This window comes from Acetobacter tropicalis (assembly GCF_001580915.1).
Lineage (GTDB): Bacteria > Pseudomonadota > Alphaproteobacteria > Acetobacterales > Acetobacteraceae > Acetobacter > Acetobacter tropicalis.
Window position 1 is genome coordinate 22,129 of record NZ_LHZQ01000208.1, and the last position, 16,660, is coordinate 38,788.

Consider the following 16,660-nt stretch of genomic DNA (forward strand, 5'->3'; position numbering starts at 1 on the left):
CACGGGGGGTAACCCCCGTGTCCGGTTTGTCACCGGCCCAGCAGCCGGGAGACAAAACTGCTCCGCCTGATGGTATGGGGCACAATGGGCGATGTATGGCGGATAATCCTGTCAGCACTCTCCCGCATGGTAATGCCCGCAAAACTATGCCCAATCACCCACGCCCCAACCGAGGCCGTAACGCCCTGAATGCTGTGGTCCGCAAACGCCTGATAGACTTTGGGGTACGCCCCGTAAGTGCCGCCTTCCGCACACAAAATCCGATCCGCTTTTAGCAGCCGTACGTTCTCGCCCCCACGGGCATGGATCGGCTTTTCCACATACCAGCTTCCGGGCCGATGCGCCGTTACGGCCGCAGGGTCAAACCCCGCTGGCAACAGGTTGGGGTGCTCCGGGTAACGCTGCCACAACACAGGCAACAACGCCTTGTTGGAGAGCAGGGCCGTCCAGGGCGGGTTCAGAAAAACGCACCCACACTGCGCCAGATGCCGCGCGCCGGGATCACGAAACATCAGCTCCCACGGATACATTCGTAACATGCTCCGCACCACGCGGCCCTTGTGCAGCAGATGGCCACGGGTGCTGATCTCAAGATCCCGCAACTCGCACTGCACGGCCTCCAATCCGGCCTGCTGCGCCCAGTCCCGGTAATAACGGGCATGCACCGCATCTTCCGTATTGTCAGGGTAGGGCACAATATGCAGCGTCTGGCTCACGCGCGCTTCGGCCCGCAACTGGAGCAGCCGCGCCACAATGCGCCCGGCATCAAGCGGCATCTGCTCCGCCTGTGGCGCAACCTCCGCCCGCCACAGGCTCTGCATGCGGGTGCTTTCCGGCACTGTGGCCGGGGTGTCTGCATTATATTCAATCAGCTTGGGCTGACCATCGCACCAGGCAAAATCAAACCGCCCCAACAGAAACGGCTCATCCCGCCGCCAGGAGGCCCGCACAACATCCTGCACCAGCGGCGGAATATGAAACACATCCAGCCCGCCCGGTGTGCTGATCGCGTCGTCCACCACACGCAGGCATAATGTGTGCAGGTCTTCCGTTACCCGGCGCAAAGTCTGCACCGCCTGGGGGCTGAAGTCGTAACGCACATCTTCCCGCCAGGCAGGGCTACCGTCTTCATTGCGAAAATACGTATAGCCAATCTGCCGTGCGCGGGCCTGCCAGTCCGGTCGCGGGGCGGAGGGAAGGCGGCGCAGAGTACCCATCAGGTCAGGTTACTCTCCGCCTCCCGCATGGCCCGCGGCCCCTTCGCCAAATCCCGCATGGCCAGCAGACTCCTCGCCAGCACCGCCACCACGTCGGCCTTCTCCCTCATCACCCTCGTCGGCCCCATCATGTCCATAACGGCGGGAAGAAACAAACACCCCATGGCCACCGCCTCCATGCTGTTCAGTGTCGTCACAATCCTCAGGCCGTCGGGCTGGGTCCGCCTGGGCGCAGGCTGCCGCATGCTGCCGTTGCGCGGCCTCTCTGCTGCGCTGAAAATTCCCAAACCCGATCACCCCGATTGAACCCACCAGCGCACCCAGCACCACCGTCCAGCCCAGCACACGTCTTGAAAGAGGGTCTTTCTCCACCTTATTTCTCTCCGTTACGGCGTTACCGTGAAGTCAAACACAACCGCCTTGGCCAGATAAGGGGCCGCAAACGCCTTGAAGGCATCATGGGCGGGGTCATAATGGCCGTGACCCTGCACAATAGGGCGGCCTACATAATAATTCCTGTTCCCTTCTGATCGGAACGTAACCAGATACCCATAATCCAGCCCCAGATCTGCATTTTCCCCACTGGTTTGCGGCCCAGCTTCCAGTGCCTGAATGACAGCGCTGCCATCAGGGCGGCGGGAAGCCTGAGCCAGCGCCAGAAAACGGCGCGTCACCTCCTGCCGCTGTGCCTGCGTGGTCTCTGGTCTGAACTGAAACATCACCATATGCCGCACCACACCGGGCCGAAAATCCGGTGCGGTAAAGCGGTCTTCTCCCACCTGCTGCACAAGAGCCTGCACAGCCTGCGCGGCTTTATCCAGCGAGGGCACGGCAGCAGCGCGCGCCATATGCGGGGCCACTACGGGCACACCTGTTATCAGAGCCCCAACCATCAGGGAAGAAAGTGCAAACATGCGAGAACAGCGCATCATCAAAACAGAAAAACCTTACGTGTTGCAGAGAAACCGGAGCACAGCTTAAAGGCTGTTTCAAAACGCGCCTAGCGCAATCGGGTCTTCCTTTTTAGGCACGGTTTTAAAAATCAGCAGGTCAGAGCAGGCGGGGCGGCTTACACCTGAAAGCCTTATCTGTCCGCTCCAATATCCCCGCTTCATGGTGGCCAAGCCCTCTTTATCAGCCACAGAACACCCACGCCTTTTTCACCGCCAGATTTTTTTGGAAGCAGCGTCTCAGGCGTATCCCTTGCCACCGTCCGACCCTTGCTGAGAAAGATGCCCTGACCCTGTCTTCCACCGGCATACGCCATCCCACGCATTACGGTGTTTTTTTGATAAAGCCCGCAATCGAGTCCACCACGCCGGGGGCCAATGGCAGGTTGGGGTCTGCATAGGTCGCAAGATTTTCTCGCGGAATATCGGAAGAAACCGTTTTCAGCACATGGTTTGTGTCCGGCAGCAAAACCAGCTTGGCTGCCGGGTCTGCCGCCTTGAGCTTCTGCGCATCCTCCACACCCACCTGCAAATCACGCTCGCCCTGCATAATCATCACCGGCAGCTTGATTTTTGCAATCAGGTCCGTCGGATCATATGAAAACGCGCTTATCCAGAACCCTTGTATGCTTGGCCGGAACATTGCGCGCAGGCGCGGGGGCTCTGCGCTCACATCCACCTGCTGCCCGCTGGCCAGAGCATCAACAATCCGGTTAACCTGAGAAGACAAAGGCGTTTTAGCCATCTGGGCTTTTAACAGGTCATTGGCACGCCTGCCGCTGGTTGCCACCAGCACAACACCGCAAATCTGTGCCGGGTTGTCCGCTGTCGTGGCCAGCGCAATCAGCCCGCCTTCACTGTGGCCCATCAGCCAGACACAATGCGCGCCCGTCTGTTTCTGAATACTTGTCATCCAGTTGCGGGTGTCCTGAACGTAGTTGTCAACGGTCACACTGTCTCCGTTGGCAACGGCGGCCAGGCTCGCAAACAATCCCCGCTTGTCCACACGCATGCTGGAGATCCCCTGCGCTGCCAACCCTTCCGCCAACAGCTTATAGGGGGCCGCTTTTACCCCCAGCGGATTATTGCCATCGCGGTCTGTCGGGCCGGAACCGGGCAGTATCAACATCACGGGGGCATTGTTCCCCGCGTGGGTCAGGGTGCCTTTCAGCAGCCCAAGCGGGCCGGGGGCGGAAATATCCTCATCTGTCGCCGCGTGGGCCAAGCCGGATGCCCCCATCAACGCCCCAGCCATCAGGGCACCCACCACACGCGTTCTCAGCTTCACGCCATCTCTCCCAATCGTCACGCCGCCAGTGCTGGAGTATCACCCGGTTTTTCACAAAAACGAAACCAAAAAATACGTGGTCTCATATCTGTCACACATCAGCCTGTGCCTGATGAGCAGACAATAACATTCAAAAAACACCCACACTTGGCTTAACGAGCGGACCATTGCTGCCTCCACAGGGCACGCAGCACTGTCTCCCGCAGCATTTTTCCGCACACGCAAAATTGCTGCATGGCGCTGCATTTCTTCCTGCCAAGCCCCGGGGAGAAAACCGCTCAGCCGGCTCTCCGCCTCCGCCTTGTTATCCACTTTCCGTCCATGCCATTCCATCACGCAAGAGGGCACATGCCGCCATTTTTTCCAGCCTGTCCTGCCAGCCCGCAGCAGCCTGACCCAGAAAAAAGCCTGCCGGAAGCACAGTCGGAAAACAGGCCGCCTCAAACAACAGGACCATTCAAAAGCTTTTTCAAACGGCTTTCACACGCCTTGCCGCACACACGCACGTTTCAGCCAGACCGACGGGAACCCACGCTCACGCCCCCTCTTGGCCAGCACCTACGCAAACCTGCTGCAAATGGTGTTCTGCCAAACGGCATGACAGATGCCTTGCGTTCTTCTAACGCACCATCTCCTCCGCACGCGCAGTTCCGTCCTTATCAGCCCCCCAAAGGTGTGCGCGGCGATAACCGCACCCATCTGGCGTTTGATAGCGCCGCCAGCAGCCAGCCCGCCACACTGGCCTGGCTGCGCAATGCCGCAGGGGAGGGAACGGTTTTTCCCGGTTATCCGCATCTGGCTGAACTGGCCCAGCGGGCGGAATACCGGCACATGGTGGAAGTGATCGCCACGGAGGCCACGCGCGAATGGATTGTGTTCCGCACGCGGGGCGCAACCACCAAACAGGCCCGCATTGCCGAAATCGAGGCTGAATTCACCCGCCTGAACGTGCGTGATGTGCTGCGCCGCATGGCGGAGTATGATGGCTATTACGGCATGGGGCTGTTGTATGTTGATACCGGCCTCAGCCAGACAACCGGCGGGCGTGAAGCCCCGTTGCTTCTCAAGCCGGAAACCGTGCGCAAGGGCACCCTGCGCGCCCTTGTGCCCATAGACCCCGTATGGACCACGCCAGACAGTTACGGCACGACAGATCCCCTCAGCCCGGATTTCTACCAGCCGACCCACTGGTGGGTGCAGGGCAGCCTGATCCACAGCACACGCCTTCTGCGCTTTGTCTCGCGTGATGTGCCGGACATTCTTAAACCGGCTTATAATTTCGGGGGTTTGTCCCTCAGCCAGATGGCCCAGCCCTATGTCAATAACTGGCTGCGCACCCGTCAGTCCGTGTCTGATCTGCTCAACGCCTTTTCCATCGTCGCGCTCTCAACGGATATGGCCGCCTACGCGCAAGACCCGGAGGGCCTGCTCAGCCGAGTGGAAGCCTTCAACCGCTTCCGGTCCAACCGCGGCACGTTCGTTCTGGATAAGGAGCGTGAAAAACTGGACCTTCTGGCAGCACCGCTCTCCGGGCTGGACCGCTTGCAGGCCCAGGCGCAGGAACAGATGTGCAGCGTTGCGCAGGAACCGCTGGTCAAGTTCACGGGCATTACCCCCAGCGGGCTCAACGCCTCGGCAGAAGGTGAAATCCGCGTTTTCTATGACCGTATCCACGCCTTTCAGGAAAACGTCTTCCGCACCCCGCTCACCACCATCCTGCACCTGATCATGCTCAACCTGTGGGGCGAGATTGACCCGGATATCACCTTCAGCTTTGCCTCCCTGTGGCAGATGGATGAGGCCACACAGGCTAACGTGCAGAAAACCCGCACGGAAATTGATGCCCAGAACATCCGTGCCGGCATCGTCACCCCTCAGGAAGCCCGCAGCCGTACAGCCCATGATCTGCACAGCCCCTACGATGGCATCCCCGCAAACAGAACGCCCAATTTCTGAACGTTCCGACGATACTTTTTTGTCACGCTTACCCTTTTTGCAAAATGCAGCTTCAGAAGCAGGTTCTGCCATATCGGCATGGCAGTTCCTTCCGGTTTCCCGCTCCTTCCTCCGGTACCTTGCATGACCCTTCAGTCCCATGTCCCATCTCTATCCGCGTCAACGCCAACTCCTCTTGCTTCCCCACAGTTAGCGCGGCCATTCACATCAATTACCACCAGTCCTGCTGCCTCCACTCAGCCGCAAACCGCAGAAGCCCCGGGGCCGCCGTACGGCACAGTCGAGTTTGCGCTGGACCGGTCCGTGCGGCGCATAGATGCAGATGGCCACCTGCATATTGCGGCCTGCATCCTTTCTGCGGCCACAGTCTGCCCCTATTACGGGCACGAAATTCCGAACGCCGCAGCCCTCGGCCTTGATCCGAATGCGCTATATCAGGTGTATCGGGACCCAACAGCCCTACAGGCCGCGGCGGCGAGCATGGCGGGCAAACCCATCCTCATGCGGCACCAGCCGGTTTCTGCGCAGGCCCACCCCAGCATGCTGACAGTCGGCGCGGTGGGCAGTGATGTCCACTTCACCCCGCCCAATCTGATCGGCAGCCTGACCATCTGGCAAAGCACTGCCATTGCCGCCATTCAGAGCGGCCAGCAGAAAGCCGTCTCCGCCGGATACCGCTACCGCGCTGTCGCGCAAACGGGCACGCATGACGGCACACCCTACACCCTTGTCATGGCGGATATCGTCTTCAATCACCTCGCCCTTGTCACGGAACCTCGTGTCAAAACCGCCATCATTGGTGATGCGTCTCCCGCCGCTCCGTCACGCGCAAACAGCAAATGGCCCCACACCGGCGCACGGGTCTCCGGTCCGTCGTCCATGGCTGGTGCGCGTGCTCCGGCCATCCAGCCATCCTCGGCCTCTGTTCCCTCGTTCATCGCCGCATCAGGCGGCACGGCCCCGTCCAGTTCGTCGCAGCCCTGCCTGCAACAGGGGGCCCTCACATCCAACAGCACAAGGCAGGCCATGCCCACACACGCACACGCCACCTCTCACGCCCATCCGGCCACATCTTCCTCCGTGCAGACAGACGCCTCAGCCATTCCGGCGGCTGCACACACGCCCACGGCCACACCGTCTGAAGCCACCGCCGGAACCGTATCTTCCCTGCCAGCAGCAGCACCATTGGCAGGTTCAGGAGGTACCCAACCGCACTCTACCACCATACCGTCCTGCACGGCGGCTCAGCCCGCCCTCAGCATGGATGCCGCCATCGCGCAGGCCGTTCAGCAGGCCGAGGCCGGGGCCATGCGTCGCATGGAAGCCCTGCACACGGCCCGCGCCGCAGTGCACCCGTTTGTGGGGGATGTCACCATGGACAGTGCCGCCGCTGTCTATGGTTTTGCCCTGCGTGAAAACGGGGTGGACACCACCGCTCTGCCAGAAGCCGCGCTTCAGCCGCTGTTCCAGCAGTTCGCCCGCCTGCATGCGCAAACGCAGGCAGCAGGGCAGGGCGCTGCACTGGGAATGGATTCCTCAAAAACCGTTTCCTTCCGTGAAGAATTCGGTCTCAACCGTATTACGGTGAAAGCATAACTCATGGCGTTTCAGATACAGATCACCATCCAGCCCGCGCCTGCCGTGCCGGGAGATTTCGCCTCTCTCAACCCCACCGCAACCTTCCCGGCAGGCGAGGGCGCTCTGGTGGCCGCCAGCGGCGGTTGTGCAGTAGGCGCGTTCGGGTGGGTGCAGAGTGATGGCCGCAGCGTGGCCAACACCCCGCCCAACGGCACCACCACTGCGCCAGATGGTTTTGTGCATCGTGACCTTACGGGCCAGGTCACCAGTTTTTCTGATGAAGCCAGCCTGATCATTCCAGAAGGCTTTCCCGTAACCCTGTTCACGGCGGGGGATTTCTGGGCCACCAGCACCACCGCAGCCACACCGGGGCAGGCAGTGTTCGCCTCCACCACCAACGGCAGCATCGCCACCGGCACGGCGGGCAGCACAATGCCAGATGCCCTGCAAACGTCTTTTGTCACCGCCTCCGCCTGTAGCGCGGGTGAACTTGTCAAACTCTCCACATGGAGCCACGCAGTATGAGCCTCTTCCCTTCAGAACTGGCGGAACTCAACCGCCTTGGCTTCATTATGCCGCAGGCCCGCGGCATGATCGCCAATGCGCTGCTGGCAACGGATGCCATGGCGCTGGATGCCCAGCCAGCCCTGTCCACCAGCGCCAATGCCGGTATTCCGGCTTTCATGAGCGCATGGGTTGATCCGGCCCTCATCAAGGTGGCCTTCGCCCCCATGCGTGCGGCAGAACTGCTGGGCGAGGTCCGCAAGGGCGATTGGGTTACCCGCACCGCCATTTTCCCCATGCTTGAAACCACTGGTGAAATCAGCAGTTATGGGGACTGGAACGCAAACGGGCAGGTCAGCCTCAACCCTTCCTACCCTGAACGTCAGTCCTACCATTATCAGGTCTTCCTCTCCTGGGGGGAAATGGAACTGGCGCTGGCAGGGCAGGCGCGCCTGCAATGGGTGGCCAGCCTGCGTGAAGCCGCAGCCCTCAAGCTCAATAAGTTCCAGAACCAGACTTACTTTTTCGGTGTCAGTGGCCTGCGCCTGTATGGCTACCTGAATGATCCACGCCTGCCTGCCGCCATTACGCCCGCCATCAAGGCCGCAGGCGGCACAACGTGGGATACCGCCACGCCGGAAGAACGGCAGGATGATGTGATCGCCCTCATCAACCAGCTCCGTAAACAGACCGCTGGGCTGGTGGATACGGAAACTCCCATGGTGCTGGGCCTCTCCCCCACGCGCATGGGCCTGCTCACCCGCCGTAACAGCTTTGGTCTTTCTGCGGCTTCCCTGCTGAAAGATACCTACCCCAATCTGCGTTTTGTGCAGGCTGTCGAGTATGGAGATGCAACCGGCAGCACCGTGCAGACCATGCAGATCATGGCCGAACATGTGGACGCCCAGAAAACGGCGGAAACCGCCTTTACGGAAAAACTGCGCGCCCACGCGGTGGTGACAGATGCCTCCGCCTGGAAGCAGAAACTCTCGCAGGGCACATGGGGCGCCATCATCTACATGCCCGCTGGCATTGCCACCATGACAGGCCTGTAAACCACAGGCCCGCAAGGGGATGTTTCACACAGAGCTTTCACAATCCCTCTGAAAAAAACATCTCCTTCCCTAAAACTTTCCCGAACAGACGGATCTTCCCTATGGCATCACCCGCAACCGTTACCATCGGCTGCAAACTGCCCAATGGCCTTGTTCTGGCATTGGGTGAAACCCGCCACACACTGGCTGGCACACGCGCCTCCGCCGTGGTGGGCGGCTATGGCCTTACCCCTGTCCCGGCAGATTTCTGGGCAGCGTGGTCCCGCCAGTATGCAGCGTTTCCGCCCTTGCAGCAGGGGTTGATTTTTGCACAGCCTACGGTGGACAAAGCCGCCGCGCAGGCGCGCGAACACGCCGCCCTTCGCACTGGTCTGGAGCCCATCAACCCGCAAACTCCGGCCCCCGGCATCATCCCTGCCTGAATAAACCTGCCAGAACGGATACGTCATAATGCCCAGTGCCCCTTTTTGCCTCACCCTCTGGCAGCAGAGATACCCGACCCTGTTCGCCAGCGTGGGGGCGGAAGGCGCACGGGCCTGTTTCAGCCTCGCCAGCCTGTTCCTCCCCAATGATGATACGTCCCCCGTGCGCAATCTCATCCAGCGGGCGGAATTGCTCGGGCTGATTACCGCCCATCTGGCCCAGTTGGGGCTTGGCTCAAGTGCCGCTCCCACACTGGCTTGTCCTGCCAGTACCCTTTCACAGGCCAACGGAACTCCTGCCGCAGGATGGTCGCAAACCACTGCATCCGGTGCTCCGCAAATAGTGGAAACACCGCAAAGCCAGCCCACACTCGTGGGCCGCATCACGTCCGCGCGCATGGGCAGTATCGAGGTTCAGGCCGATGCAGGCCCGGTATCAGGCTCTCAGGGATGGTGGATGCAAACGCCTTATGGTGCCGCCTATTGGGCAGCCACCGCCTTCCTCCGCACAGCCCGCTATGTGCCGGGATAATATAAATTCCCGCTATTACATTTTACAGAAACAGGTTTTGTAAAATGGTCAAAGATAGAACGCTATAGTCCTTTTGCACTGCAGAGCCCTTTGGTATCTGGATCAGATACCTGCTCATCAGGGTGCAAAACCTGTTTTTCACCCATCAAAATTGCGCTCCCTTTTGCGTAGTGGCCTCTCAACCACCGCTCCCAAAACCATTGTGGGTGCTCCGGCAGCGTTTTTTGTCCGCTATCCCTTAGGTTTTTCACAGACAGGACACCTGCATGATCCTTACGCTGCAAGGCGGAACACAGGCGCGTACCCTCCTGCGCATGCTGGCCGCCGGATCGTCCCTGCCCGGTGCTAACACGGCTCCCGCCGCGCAGGGGAACCAGCCCTCACACGCAACAACAGGTTCCTCGGCTTCAACCGGCACACAGTATGCGGAAATGTCTGGTTCACACCGCCAGAATCCCAACCTGTCAAACACGTCATTCCAAAGCACAGCACGCAACCCATCATCCGGTGCAGCGTCCACGTCCTGCACCGCATCAGTAAAAGCAGGGTTTCTACGGGGCAGATCTTACCCGAATGGCACGCCGGTCGCTGCCATTGCTGCCGTCCAAGAATTTGGGGCTGTCATCCGCAAGGCAACATCCCGGAGCGGTGCTGTATCCATCGTTATTCCGCCCCGGCCATTCATGCGGGCGGCCATGGCGCAGGATGCTTCAAAATGGAAAGAAATCTTCCGTCAGGCTCTTGCTGAAAGCCTTGCAGCGAGCCACCAACCAGAGGCTACATGCCGTATCCTGCACACGCCCACCACTGCCTTGCAGCGCACCGGCCACGCCATGCAGGCCAGCATCACCCACGCCATTCAGGCTGTCCATACGCCACCCAACAGCCCGGCTACCATCCACCATAAAGGGTCTGATAAACCGCTTGAGGACACAAAAACACTTCTAAACAGCGTCTCTTTTCAGGTGCAGTCATGAATGGCCTGTTCGGCATCGCGGCAGCGGCCACCATGGCTCTGCTGCCATCAATCCTAGCCACCTTGCGGGTGCAGGATGGCACCATCACGCTGCCAGATGGTTCCACGCAGCCGCGCTATACGGATGTGCTTGTCACCATCAAGGTACAGGCCGCCACCAGCGCGGATCTCACACAAACGGCGGGGCTCAACCAGAGTTCTGAAAACCGCCTGGTCTATCTGCCCGGTCTTATCAAAGGGCTGGACCGTACCCATCAGTTTGGGGGAGACAGCCTGTTTTTTGAAGGCGCGGAATGGCTGGTCACAAGCCAGCCCGAAACATGGGGAGGCGGCCAATGGTCCAAACTTCTCGTCATCCGGCAACTATCATGACCATCCAGCCCGTTACGGCCAGCATCACCACGGCGCTAAGGGAGTTCCTCCGTGCCGCTCTGCCACCAGGTCTGCCGGTGCAACTGGCACAGCAGAACCGCACCGTCGCCCCCGCAGGCCCGTTCGTTCTGCTTACTCTTCTCACACGCCAGCCACTCGCCACTGTCGCCCAGACAGAAACAGAAACCATAACGATCCTGAGCGTGCCAGAGGAGGTGAGGGTGCAGGTCAGCATCTTCGGGCCCGGCGCGGGGGATAACGCCCAGAGTATCGCTACCCTGTTCCGCACGGACTGGGCATGCCGTTATTTTGAAAACCTGTTTCAAAATAATAAGGAAGAACAGTCCTTAGATGCAGAATCGTCCCTCGGCACAGTAGCGGAGTGGCTAGAAAAATACGCTCCCGCCGCACCAGAACCTCCCGCTGCCGCTCAGTCTCTTCCTCTCCCGGCTAAAGCCCCGAAACCGGGCAGTGAACGCCCTCTTACACCCTTATCACCCACGCCCCCTCCCAGCGCGGAGGCGTTTCCTCAAAACGCTCCATGCCAGAATACACGCCCTTGCAACGCCTTTCCGGCATCGGTCCCGGCACAACCGGCCGCTCCATGCTACGCACCGGCCCGCATTGTCCCACTTTATGCCGGGCCGCCACGGCAGATGCCTTTTGTAAATGGTGAACGCCAGTTTGAAGAACATTGGCTTCTGGAGCTGCATTGTCAGGTGCGCACCACTCTTACGCTTCCCACCACCACGGCCAGCGCCGCCAGCCTTGCGCTGATATGCGCAGATACCCTCACGGATGAGCCCTCTGCATGACCCTACCCATCAGTTCCCTTGTTTCCGTCACGCCGGGCGTGATCTCTCCCGGTGGCACCGTCAGTCTGCTGACCGGCATGCTGTTCTCCACACATGCCGCGCTGTCCTCCGGCGTTTCAGTGTTCACCTCGGCGGCGGATGTTGCAACGTTATGTGGCGCTTCCAGCCCGGAAGCCGCCATCGCCAGCGTGTATTTTTCAGCCTATACCAACGCGCAGGATACGCCTGAAAAACTCTATATTTTTCAAATTCCTGCCACTCCGACGGATGCAGAATACGGCACTTACCTCAGCACTGCTGCTGCTACGGTGAGTGATTGGGCACCCTTCCTGTGTGCACAGGAACCCTCAGCCGCTGCAAAAACACAAATCGCCACCTGGATGGCCGCCAACCCCAACCGATACTGGGGTGTTGTGCCAGATGCAGATGCTACGATCCTCAGCCCCAACGCCACCGACAGTTTCGGTTCAACCGTCAAGGCGCAGTCCACGCCCGGCATAACCAGCCTGTGCAATACGGATGGCACGGGCCTTCTGGCCGGGGCGCTGTGTCTGGGCTGGGCGGCCAGCCTCAACCCGCAACGCACGGGCGGCCGCACCACGCTGATGTTCCGCAACAATGGCGGCGTGACCCCGGCCAATCTCACGCCATCTCAGGCAGAGGCCCTGCTGGCTAACGGCTACAGCTTTTACGGCAGCTATAAAAGCACGGATAGCACATTCAGTTTTCTCAATAACGGGGCGGTCTCCGGTCCGTTCGGCTGGGCAGACAGTTACATCAACCAGATCTGGATGAACGCCAGCTTCCAGTCAGACCTGCTGACCCTTTTCTCCAGCGTTGGCCAAATCCCCTATACCGCACAAGGGGATTCCCTGATCGCCACTGCCGTGCAGGGCACTATTGATACCGCTCTGGCGTTCGGGGCCATCCAGCCCAATGTCACCCTTTCCGCGGCGGAGGCACAGGCCGTCAACGCACAAGCGGGCCGCACCATTGATAGCGTACTCTCCACCCGTGGCTGGTATCTGCTGCCCGGTGCGTCCACCGCTTCCGCCAGCACCCGCGCCAGCCGCGGCGCCGTGCAGGGGCGCTTTTTCTACACGGATGGAGAGTCCGTGCAGTCCATCACTCTGGCATCGGTAGAGGTTCAGTAATCATGGCCGATTATGATATTACAGCCGCCAACTCGGTTTTTACCATCACGGTGCCGGGTCTGTATAACGCGCCCATAACATTGCAGAACTACGCCGCAGACCGCGCTTTTGAAACAGAAGCGCGTGAACTGGCCGAAACCGTAATGAGCATTGATGGCTACCTCAATGCAGGCTGGGTGCCCAACCCCGTAACGCAGACCATTGCGCTGGCCGCCAGTAGTGAAAGTGCTTTGGTATTTGAAGCCATTGTCATGGCGCAGGACTCCCGCCGGGGTCTGTACCGCATGGGGGCTGAAATCCAGATCCCGGCCATTGGCCGCAAATATACCATGGTGCGTGGCCTGCTGCGGTCTATTGTCAGCATTCCCGGCGCAGGCCGCGTGCTGGAAGCCCGGAATTTTGAAATCACGTGGGAGCGTGTTCTGCCCGCCGCCATTTAAGCGGCAGAAAGGAAGAGCCCATGAAAACCATTGATTACACACATAGCAAACCCGGTGCCGATCACGGCAAACGCTTCTGCCTGACCCGTATGGATGCCTTTGCGGCAGATCAGTGGGCGCGGCACGCTCTTCAGGCTGCCATACGCGGCGGCGCACGCATCGGGGCTGATCTGGCAGAGGCCGGTGTGGCCGGACTAGCCAGTCTGGGGATAGAGATTTTCGGGTTCATGGAAGAAACCGATCTTGATAAAGCCCTCAACCGCCTGATGCAGTGCGTCACCATCCGCCCCGATCCCGCCAACCCGGATCTGACCCGCGCCGTTATTGCCGCCGATTTTGAAGAACCGGAAACACTGGGCATGGTGCGTTCTGAAGTGTTCCGTCTACATGTGGGTTTTTTACTGGCCGCCGCACACCAGCTTTTCCCCGTTGTGGCGGCCCTGTTGGGCGAGGCAGCACACCCCCCGTCCAGTGTGTAAATATTTCTCCCGCATTGTCGGTTGTCCTCTCATCCGGTCTGGCCAGCCTGAAAGACCTGAAAACGGTTTATGATAGCGAGGACCTTTACACATTGCTTGAAGTCGTCTCCGTCACCAAATGGAACACAGCACAAGCCCGCTCAGCCCCCTAACGGCACGTAGTCTCTTTGTCTTCCGGGCTGATGGCGGCTTTGAAATATCCCGCAAGGAACAGTCCCAATGTCTGAAACCGTTCTGGATGAACTGGTCATCCGCCTTGGGTTGGATACCTCTCCCCTCCAGAAAGATGCCCAGCAGGCCCTTACTGTTCTGGATACTCTGGCCCAAAAGACGCAAACGGCCACTACTCAAAGCAGAAAAGCAAGTCATCAGGCGGCTTCTTCTTTACGCCATATGCGTAAGGAGGCCATCGGCCTTCTGGGTGTGCTCGCCGGTGGTCGCGGGCTTTCAAACCTTCTGAAACAGCTTTCGCAGACCAACCAGAAAGCAAATGCACCAACCTCTTTGCGGCAGGGCGGAAATGCAAAACGGCCCCATTCTTCCAGTTTTTCTACGGGTTTGAACCGTTTTTCAGAGGCACCTCAGGCGCTGCGCGGTCCACTTCCATCTCACATGGCAGAACCCAAAGCGTCCCCATTACTCCCACGCCAACAACAGCATACGCCACCACCAGTCTTTATACCCCAGCCTCGTTCGTCTTCACCGTGGCCAGCATCTCTGGCGGGGCAGTCTGTCACACGCCCCCAGCGTCTGCTGCGGCATCCTTCCCGTGCGGTATCGTCTTCTTCTACGGACGGCACAACGCCACACAGATCTGTTTCTCCCCGTTATTTCCTCCACACCACAACACATCTTACGCAAAATATTTTCCATTCTGCGTTGCAAAAGAGAGATATTTCGCAAAAATCAGACATCAGGGACACTGCGAGCGCTTCCTCCCAGGGGGCAGATGCTTCTTATCGTAGAGGGGAGTCTTCTATTTCTCCTGACACCTCTTTTACTTCGGGTGCAAGGGCTCCCCTTTTTCCCTCGCATCCACTACAGCACCTAGCCACACGGAACACGCTAGTCACATTTCCATCCAGCAGAGATACCCGAAGCAGAAGTAAAGCTCTCAATTCCACTCAGTCCTATCTTGCCTTGGCGGAACACTCCCCCATTTTGGGGACGCAGAAACCTGCATTACAGAGAAAGTTCTTTTATTTTCAAAGTAGGTTTTCAGCACCAAATACTCCAAGACTTCACGTTACGCCTATTGCCTCCAATCCTCCGCCACCACGTTCCACCTCACCCTCTCGTGGCGATCATTACCCCGCACTGAAAACCCATGTTTCTGCGTCCCGGCCTCTGCACGCCCTCTCTTTTATGCAAGAGCAGAGAAGATCCTTTCCTACTAAACAACATTTTTCATCTTCAGTTTTCACTTCTTCCCGTGCCCCCGCTGCGTCAACGGCTCGCAGAACATTTTCGCCTCCATTTCCGTCTGCGCCGCAAGTACGCAACAGCGGGAAAGATCCTGTTTTCTTCTCGGATACCCTAAAAGCCCTACAGCCGTTTCTGCCTAATTCTCCCATGCTGCGTGCGGCCAGTGTTCCGGCCGCTCCTGTTTACGGGGCACAAGCCCCAGTGCAGAACACCACACATATTGGGCCTGTCACCATTAGCGTGCCATCAGGAAACCCGCAGGACATTGCTCATGTGCTGCGTGGCCTTGGCGGAGGCGATAGCCATACTCTTAGCAGTCTCGCCACGCATGGGGCTGTATAATATCTTTCCTGTTGCATGAAAGGATCTTCGTATATGCCCATGGTGCCGGTTACACTGCCCTCTGTCTGGACTGTGCCCGTAGCAGCAGGCGTGCCGGTCCTGCTCGGGCAATCTGTTACGCATGGGGTGCAGGCGGCTGCATCCGTCAGTATCGCCACGGTGCTGGATGATTTCCTTATCAGTCAGGTGGCTGGCCAATGGGGTATTTTCAACAGTGCTGGGCAAAGTGTGCTCTCTGCGGCACGGGTGCTCTCCGTATCTGGCGAGAGCGAACAGCATATTGCCACAGCCCCCTTGGAAGACGGAAGTTTTCTTTCCTACAGCAAGGTCGCCAGCCCTCGCACACACCGCGTACTCATGGTGTGTGATGGCTCAGAAACCGGGCTGGATGCTCAATCCCTTTCGGCACTTCTGCCAAAACCGGTTTCAACACTGGCTGGGGGAGGAGGGCTTTATGTGCGCAAGGCGTTCTTCGCAACGCTCGCCGCGCTGGAGGCGGATCTGTCACTTTATTCCGTTATCACGCCAGAGCGGAAATACAAGAATGTAAACATTACCGGCTACCGCTGGCTAAGGGATGCGCGGCACGGCATTACCATGCCTGTGGTGGAAATAACGCTTCAGGAAGTACGCCTGTCTGCTACAGAAAATTTTATCACAACGCAGCGGCCCCAAGGGCAGCAGATGGTATGCGGTGGCGTTGTCCCGGCACAATCATCTTCCACAATGTCCTTCACCCGCAGCCTGTATGATAGCACACAAACAGCAGGCACACCCCACAATACCACAAGCTGGAACAGCCTTGCCGGGTCTCCCTTATGAGCAGCGCCTTTTTCACAACCAGCAGTACGACAGATCTGGTGATGATCCCCCTCGCCACCACGGCAGCTCAGATGCTTAAGGTCACCCTGTCCGGGCAAAGCGTTCAGATTGCTTTGCGCCAACGTTCCACAGGACTATACGCAGATTTCTGGCTGGAAAATAACCGTTTGCTATCTGGCATCTTATGTCAGGACCGCACATGGCTGGCGCGGGATGAAGCCACGGGCTTACCGGGTGATTTTACGTTTACCGATACGCAGGGCACGCAAAATCCCACCTATGAGGAGTTGGGGAGCCGCTATCTTCTCTTTTATCGCGTCGGCTGGTTGTAGC

20 protein-coding genes are annotated in these 16,660 nt (G+C 59.0%); 16 read left to right on the forward strand and 4 right to left on the reverse strand.

All coding sequences use genetic code 11. The features are described from left to right. Positions 1-29: 29 nt before the first annotated feature. The 4 genes from AD944_RS09385 to AD944_RS09395 all read right to left on the reverse strand — a co-directional run bounded on the left by AD944_RS09385 (position 30) and on the right by AD944_RS09395 (position 3,455). Positions 30-1,217, reverse strand: coding sequence for a glutathionylspermidine synthase family protein (locus AD944_RS09385; RefSeq protein ID WP_045542700.1), 1,188 nt, complete (start codon positions 1,215-1,217; stop codon positions 30-32). Between the two features lie 9 nt (positions 1,218-1,226). Next, entirely contained in the window at positions 1,227-1,589 is a 363-nt protein-coding gene (locus tag AD944_RS16775) for a hypothetical protein (RefSeq protein ID WP_097802383.1), read from the reverse strand. Between the two features lie 14 nt (positions 1,590-1,603). Next, positions 1,604-2,149 carry a Dabb family protein gene (locus tag AD944_RS09390; RefSeq protein WP_045542698.1) on the reverse strand — a complete coding sequence of 182 codons (546 nt, stop codon included), beginning with the start codon at positions 2,147-2,149 and terminating at the stop codon, positions 1,604-1,606. A gap of 343 nt (positions 2,150-2,492) precedes the next feature. Next, entirely contained in the window at positions 2,493-3,455 is a 963-nt protein-coding gene (locus AD944_RS09395; protein ID WP_236709242.1) for an alpha/beta hydrolase, read from the reverse strand. A gap of 348 nt (positions 3,456-3,803) precedes the next feature. Here AD944_RS09395 and AD944_RS09400 point away from each other — a divergent pair, with 348 nt between their 5' ends. The 16 genes from AD944_RS09400 to AD944_RS09470 all read left to right on the forward strand — a co-directional run bounded on the left by AD944_RS09400 (position 3,804) and on the right by AD944_RS09470 (position 16,659). After that, positions 3,804-5,411 carry a DUF1073 domain-containing protein gene (locus AD944_RS09400; RefSeq protein WP_236709241.1) on the forward strand — a complete coding sequence of 536 codons (1,608 nt, stop codon included), beginning with the start codon at positions 3,804-3,806 and terminating at the stop codon, positions 5,409-5,411. A 123-nt stretch (positions 5,412-5,534) separates the two neighbouring features. Next, the gene (locus AD944_RS17435; protein WP_236709240.1) at positions 5,535-7,007 is read left to right on the forward strand and encodes a DUF2213 domain-containing protein; all 1,473 of its coding nucleotides are present in this window, start codon (positions 5,535-5,537) and stop codon (positions 7,005-7,007) included. A 3-nt stretch (positions 7,008-7,010) separates the two neighbouring features. Beyond that, positions 7,011-7,514, forward strand: coding sequence for a structural cement protein Gp24 (locus AD944_RS09410; RefSeq protein WP_045542696.1), 504 nt, complete (start codon positions 7,011-7,013; stop codon positions 7,512-7,514). Then, complete coding sequence (locus AD944_RS09415) at positions 7,511-8,548, forward strand: major capsid family protein (protein ID WP_052427206.1); 1,038 nt, start codon at positions 7,511-7,513, stop codon at positions 8,546-8,548. The genes AD944_RS09410 and AD944_RS09415 overlap by 4 nt, the downstream gene beginning before the upstream one ends. Before the next feature lie 101 nt (positions 8,549-8,649). After that, positions 8,650-8,970: a hypothetical protein gene (locus AD944_RS09420; protein ID WP_006558943.1), complete on the forward strand. Its 321-nt coding sequence runs from the start codon at positions 8,650-8,652 to the stop codon at positions 8,968-8,970. A 28-nt stretch (positions 8,971-8,998) separates the two neighbouring features. Further along, the gene (locus AD944_RS09425) at positions 8,999-9,502 is read left to right on the forward strand and encodes a DUF4054 domain-containing protein (protein WP_145912854.1); all 504 of its coding nucleotides are present in this window, start codon (positions 8,999-9,001) and stop codon (positions 9,500-9,502) included. 266 nt (positions 9,503-9,768) lie between these two features. Further along, complete coding sequence (locus tag AD944_RS09430) at positions 9,769-10,479, forward strand: hypothetical protein (RefSeq protein ID WP_045542695.1); 711 nt, start codon at positions 9,769-9,771, stop codon at positions 10,477-10,479. Then, positions 10,476-10,850 (forward strand): hypothetical protein, encoded by a 375-nt coding sequence (locus AD944_RS09435; protein WP_045542694.1) that lies wholly within the window; start codon positions 10,476-10,478, stop codon positions 10,848-10,850. Before AD944_RS09430 ends, AD944_RS09435 begins: the two co-directional genes overlap by 4 nt. Beyond that, a complete protein-coding gene (locus AD944_RS09440) occupies positions 10,814-11,665 on the forward strand; it encodes a phage neck terminator protein (RefSeq protein WP_145912853.1) in 852 nt (283 codons plus the stop codon). Before AD944_RS09435 ends, AD944_RS09440 begins: the two co-directional genes overlap by 37 nt. Continuing rightward, positions 11,662-12,819, forward strand: a complete 1,158-nt coding sequence (locus AD944_RS09445; RefSeq protein ID WP_045542693.1) for a DUF3383 family protein — start codon at positions 11,662-11,664, stop codon at positions 12,817-12,819. Before AD944_RS09440 ends, AD944_RS09445 begins: the two co-directional genes overlap by 4 nt. Before the next feature lie 2 nt (positions 12,820-12,821). After that, complete coding sequence (locus AD944_RS09450) at positions 12,822-13,259, forward strand: phage tail fiber protein (protein WP_045542692.1); 438 nt, start codon at positions 12,822-12,824, stop codon at positions 13,257-13,259. 20 nt (positions 13,260-13,279) lie between these two features. After that, a complete protein-coding gene (locus AD944_RS09455; RefSeq protein WP_045542691.1) occupies positions 13,280-13,738 on the forward strand; it encodes a hypothetical protein in 459 nt (152 codons plus the stop codon). Positions 13,739-13,752: 14 nt separating this feature from the next. Beyond that, positions 13,753-13,890 carry a hypothetical protein gene (locus AD944_RS17070; protein WP_169796361.1) on the forward strand — a complete coding sequence of 46 codons (138 nt, stop codon included), beginning with the start codon at positions 13,753-13,755 and terminating at the stop codon, positions 13,888-13,890. 1,420 nt (positions 13,891-15,310) lie between these two features. After that, the gene (locus tag AD944_RS16780; protein ID WP_140329584.1) at positions 15,311-15,505 is read left to right on the forward strand and encodes a hypothetical protein; all 195 of its coding nucleotides are present in this window, start codon (positions 15,311-15,313) and stop codon (positions 15,503-15,505) included. Positions 15,506-15,538: 33 nt separating this feature from the next. Next, the gene (locus AD944_RS09465; protein ID WP_045542689.1) at positions 15,539-16,327 is read left to right on the forward strand and encodes a phage baseplate protein; all 789 of its coding nucleotides are present in this window, start codon (positions 15,539-15,541) and stop codon (positions 16,325-16,327) included. Continuing rightward, complete coding sequence (locus AD944_RS09470; protein ID WP_045542688.1) at positions 16,324-16,659, forward strand: phage baseplate plug family protein; 336 nt, start codon at positions 16,324-16,326, stop codon at positions 16,657-16,659. Before AD944_RS09465 ends, AD944_RS09470 begins: the two co-directional genes overlap by 4 nt. Position 16,660: the final 1 nt, after the last annotated feature.